Source organism: Deltaproteobacteria bacterium, assembly GCA_026388545.1.
Lineage (GTDB): Bacteria > Desulfobacterota > Syntrophia > Syntrophales > UBA2185 > JAPLJS01.
In genome coordinates this window covers 1-4,634 of the sequence record JAPLJS010000062.1, presented here as the reverse complement: position 1 = coordinate 4,634, position 4,634 = coordinate 1, and the positions used below count along the sequence as shown (strand labels likewise).

Here is a 4,634-nt window from a genome sequence, read left to right as displayed (position 1 = left end):
CTGGAAGCGCTCGCTGCCGGATTCAGATAAATGATTCAACATGGAAAATGCATGGATACTGCTGGCGTTAATTGCCGCCCTCACTGGTGGAACCAGTGATGCCCTTACAAAGAAGGCTTTACAGCTTCATGATGAATACACAATCGCATGGTTACGCCAACTGGTGGTTGTCCTGCTTCTATCGCCATGCCTCTTCTTTATTCCAATCCCGGCACTGGATGGAGATTTTTATACAGCGTTCTTCTCCGCATTACCTTTTGAAGTAATTGCATATATCCTTGACATGAAAGCAATTAAAATATCTCCCCTCAGCCTTACGGTGCCGTTTCTGTCTTTAACACCTGTCTGTCTTATCATTATACCTTACATCATGTTGGGAGAATTGGTATCTTTCTGGGGTGGTATCGGCATACTGGTGATTGCTCTCGGAAGTTATACTCTGAATCTCAAAGAAATGACCAAAGGATTTCTAGAACCGATTAAGGCTATCGGGAAGGAAATAGGTTCCGTCTTTATGATCATCGTCGCCATCCTTTATGGATTCACCAACACTTTTGGTAAACATGCGCTTAACCATTCATCTGCACTTTTTTTCGGGGTTACATACAATTTGGCATTTTTCATTGTGCTAAGCCCGGTCATTTTCAAGGTTGGCAAAATCTATTCACATGGTCGCATCTGCAAAGAGTCTTTGAAAATCTCTGTTCTCCCCGGAATCTTCGCAGCCATAACGGTGATCTTCTATACCATTGCCATGAGTCTGGCAAATGTGGCCTACACGGTCGCTGTTTGTCGGTTAAGTCTCCTGGTCGGTGTGATCTACGGTCATTTTCTCTTTAAGGAAACCGGCTTCAGAGAAAGACTGGTAGGCACGACTCTCATGCTTATTGGATTTTTGATCATTGTGCTGGAGCAATGATAATCAGGAATGGATCGTTCAATTCATTTACTAGGTCATAAAATATGTTGACTAAGATAGGAAACAATTCTCCACGAGAAAAAGAAAAAATTAGTGATACCGCAAATATGAAGAGTAATAAAAGGAACCAGGCTACTGCCTATTAATTCAGCCTGTCCCTTTTTACCTTGATAACGAAACATGCGTATTTACGTGCTATTAACTTTTTCTTGCCGGTACTTTTCACTCCTTTATCCTGCCAGGGCAATATAAACTAACAGGTAGTGGAATACCCCTCCCAGGAGCACGAACAGGTGAAAGATTTCGTGAAAACCCAACCCTGACCAAAAAACTGGTTTTTTGATGGCATAAAATATCGCTCCGACAGTGAAAGATATCCCTCCGGCAAAAAGGTAAAATATGGCATTGAGGGGCATGGTTGTTAAAAACTCTTTAATGGCCACAATCCCAATCCATCCCATGAGCAGGTAGATGATCGTGGAAAAATAGCGAGGCGCCTTGAGATAGAAGAATTTCAAAAACAACCCGGCAATAACCAGTGCCCACTGGATTATGATAACCGACCATTTCCAATACCCCGAAAGATATACATAACAAACAGGCGTATAAGTACCGGCAATCATGAAAAATATGGCAGAATGGTCCAGTTTTCGCCAAATAGATGTTTCATTCTCATTTTGTTTCAACGCATGATATGTAGCACTGGCTAAAAAGAGCAGGATTACCGAAAAACCGTACACTATGGAGACTACCACATGAGCTGCCGACGTTCGCGTCACATAGATTAAATAGACGGTACCGGCAATTGCCGCAAATACCCCTGCCAGATGTGAATAACACGATATTTTCTCCTGACGCCGGATCAAAATGGCCACCCACTTTCATCCTCTACGATAAATGTCAATATTTTCCTTCTCATTCAACTAATCGACCTGACACAGCAAATCTCGCGAATAAAGGTGCCATCCACAGCAAATTAACATCCTCGGTAAGTCTTACTATGCCTCCCGCCGTGGCGAGGAGTACGCAGGGGAGGGGCCGTATCGGTCATGAATGGTCGTCCTGTCGAGTATCTAAACGCTGCCAGCGCTGCAGTTCTTGCTTTTCCGCGAATTTTCCCCGGATGAACCTGGCGGCAAAATAAGGATGCCCGAAGTAACCGGGCGCCATGTCCAAAAACCTATCCTGCATGTCCTTGAGGATTTTGGGGGCCTCCGTTGCGGCAATAAAGTTGCGCTCGTCTTTGTGGGAGAAGATAATTTCGTCCCCCAACGCCTCCTTAACCTGGTCGGCTTGCCCTCGCAGCTCCGGCGGCAGGGTGTCGGGCCGAATCGGAATGGCGATCCGGACCTCCAGGAGCACGAACCAGCGGTCGCCGGCTATCGGCCGGGAGTAGTCCCAAAACTCCAGGGTCAGGCCGTTATTGAGAGGATGCCGTGATATTAATCTTTCAGTGTTCATTGCCGAACTATACCCCCGAGATTATGCGGCCACAGCTGTCCACGCAGTAAGCAGCAATTAATCCAAGTACTATTGTCCGAGTTTTCATAAGAAAACCTCCTTGTGTTTGTAAAAAAGGGTGTGCCGGTTGACTTCTTGGTTACTTGTGGATTGGATGAAATCCCCAAAAGGAGGACAGCCGCCTTGGAGGCATCATACAGGCACCTTACAGAAATTCCTTCTCATAACTTCCTCTATGAGGGTAAGGGTTACGTTGTACGTTAACGCAGGAATAGGGGGGAAGTTATATTTGTGAAATTACTCTCAAATGATTTACCCGTCAATGGAAAAACTTCTTCGGGGAATTACTCCTTTCTTCATGGCCACCATACGATGATGAGGGAAGATTACGGGTAAATAGTGCCGTCCCGTCGGAAGATTCTCGTTTATTCCCTTAACGACCATGGGCAGGTTGAGGCTGCCGCTAATTTCCATCCAGGCATCCTGTGCCTTTTTGATCTGTGCATGGTTGAGCTCGAAGGCCCGTAAGATGCCTTCTGCCATTACCTTGTCGCCGGCAGGGTTCATGTGGACACCGTCCGAAGTCAGCAGACGTCCGGACTTGGGAATAATCTTGATTCTCTTCTGGAACAACGCGTTGAGGTCGGCCAACAGGCACCTCTTTTCTTTCGCCAGCGATCGGAGAAACTCGTTGTAGGAAGCTAACTTCTTGTTATAATCATTATCCAGTTCCTCGCCGATCACCGTTGCGGTGAGGATTACCACCTTCACACCGGCGGCCCGGCACCTGTCTACGATGGCAGTGATGTTGATCTTATACTGGTCAAGAGGCACACCTTGGGAACCTTGCCACACGTCGTTCACGCCGCAGCTCAGGGTTATCCAGTCCGGCTTCTTGTCGAGCACGTCCCGTTTGAGGCGTTCAAGCATCTGGTTGGACTTGTGTCCGCCAATGCCTGCGGGTATGGCAAACACCCTGATGCCGTTGGCCTTGAGGCCGGCTATGGTGAGATTTACATACCCGGTCTGATTGCTCCAACCGTTTGCGGTAATGGAATCACCAAAGAAGGCGATCTTCTGGGCGATTTCTGCCGCCTGCAAGCCAACCGCTCTCCCACCGAGCGCAAGCATAATAATAACGAGAACACCGATGCAACGAAGGATGGTCTTGGTCATGGATTTTTTCATTGGAATTCCTTCTGGCATTTCATATCGTTCACTTCGTCTCGTCAATCCTCTTTCGTGTGCGTACTGCTCAGCCACATCAACGGAAGTGGCCCTCTATTGCTGGGGTACCCAATTCGATGATGCCTGACAGGGCTCACGGTTCTGTACCATATTATAGCAGAGAGTTCTGCGTTTTTTTAAAATGATGCACTAAGGCTGATTAATATCTCTGGGTATGGAATTATTCCTCATGAAAAGAGGAGTAGTTCCCCACCGGATAGGAGGTATCCTCTGTTTGTTTTTCGGTAAGTTGTTGTTATCAAATATGATTGCAGCTATCTTTTTCGTGGCATACTCCTTGCTGTATTATAGATAAACCAAATGGAAGGAAGTGATACAATGAAAAAGCTAATGTCAATTATCGTTTCTATCCTCTTTGCACTTTCGCTGACCGGTCTTTGCTTCGCTCAGGCTCCAGTCACCAAGGCTGCTGAACCAGAGAAGAAAGCAGAAGAGAAAGCAGAGAAGAAGGCTGAAAAGAAGAAGGTAAAGAAGGCAAAGAAAGAGAAAAAGGCTGAAAAGAAGGCTGAGGAACCAGCACCCGCGCCCGTAAAGAAGTAAGCAGTTTAATCACTCTTTGTAAAAGAAGTTATGCAAAAGGGGCTCCGAAAGATCAGGAGCCCCTTTTGCATGTTCTGAATTAAATCAGGGTTTACCGTTTGAAATGGATACTTATTTAAAGTAGCCCCCCTTTACAAGGAATTGAGAATAGACTTCTTTTATGAAGGCCATTCATTTCGAAAAAAAGGACATAGATTTTATTTTACTCCGGCTGAAAAATTCCTTAAAAGTGGCATAATTTTTTCATACAGTTCATAACTTGTTTTCAAAGATGACTTAAGTTGTAGAAATTACAGCTATGCAGTTTATGTATATATATTTATTACACTATTTTGATTGCTTCTATTTGGTGCATTCTGTTATAAAATCGTAACAATTGAGCACTTATGATAGTTATCAACAGTGGTATCAACAGCCTTATCAACGAGTATGTGGATTTCCTTCTTAAGTCTTCGTTGTATAAAGG

General features: G+C 45.1%; 5 protein-coding genes. 2 read left to right on the top strand and 3 right to left on the bottom strand.

Translation table 11 applies throughout. The annotated features are described in order from the left end of the window. Positions 1-40: 40 nt before the first annotated feature. Positions 41-919, top strand: coding sequence for an EamA family transporter (locus NTW12_07420; protein MCX5846172.1), 879 nt, complete (start codon positions 41-43; stop codon positions 917-919). A gap of 230 nt (positions 920-1,149) precedes the next feature. On the opposite strand, the gene NTW12_07415 is transcribed toward NTW12_07420, so the two are convergent. The 3 genes from NTW12_07415 to NTW12_07405 all read right to left on the bottom strand — a co-directional run bounded on the left by NTW12_07415 (position 1,150) and on the right by NTW12_07405 (position 3,568). Then, complete coding sequence (locus NTW12_07415) at positions 1,150-1,794, bottom strand: hemolysin III family protein (protein ID MCX5846171.1); 645 nt, start codon at positions 1,792-1,794, stop codon at positions 1,150-1,152. Between the two features lie 172 nt (positions 1,795-1,966). Next, complete coding sequence (locus NTW12_07410) at positions 1,967-2,380, bottom strand: hypothetical protein (protein ID MCX5846170.1); 414 nt, start codon at positions 2,378-2,380, stop codon at positions 1,967-1,969. A gap of 312 nt (positions 2,381-2,692) precedes the next feature. Further along, the gene (locus NTW12_07405) at positions 2,693-3,568 is read right to left on the bottom strand and encodes an SGNH/GDSL hydrolase family protein (protein ID MCX5846169.1); all 876 of its coding nucleotides are present in this window, start codon (positions 3,566-3,568) and stop codon (positions 2,693-2,695) included. A 378-nt stretch (positions 3,569-3,946) separates the two neighbouring features. Between NTW12_07405 and NTW12_07400 the strand changes: the two genes are divergently transcribed. Then, complete coding sequence (locus tag NTW12_07400) at positions 3,947-4,168, top strand: hypothetical protein (protein ID MCX5846168.1); 222 nt, start codon at positions 3,947-3,949, stop codon at positions 4,166-4,168. Positions 4,169-4,634 lie beyond the last annotated feature (466 nt).

Excerpts from the sequence above, each read along its gene's own strand:
- NTW12_07420 (MCX5846172.1), top strand. The coding sequence starts at position 41 with ATGGAAAATGCATGGATACTGCTGGCGTTAATTGCCGCCCTCACTGGT.
- NTW12_07410 (MCX5846170.1), bottom strand. The coding sequence starts at position 2,380 with ATGAACACTGAAAGATTAATATCACGGCATCCTCTCAATAACGGCCTG.
- NTW12_07405 (MCX5846169.1), bottom strand. The coding sequence starts at position 3,568 with ATGAAAAAATCCATGACCAAGACCATCCTTCGTTGCATCGGTGTTCTC.
- NTW12_07400 (MCX5846168.1), top strand. The coding sequence starts at position 3,947 with ATGAAAAAGCTAATGTCAATTATCGTTTCTATCCTCTTTGCACTTTCG.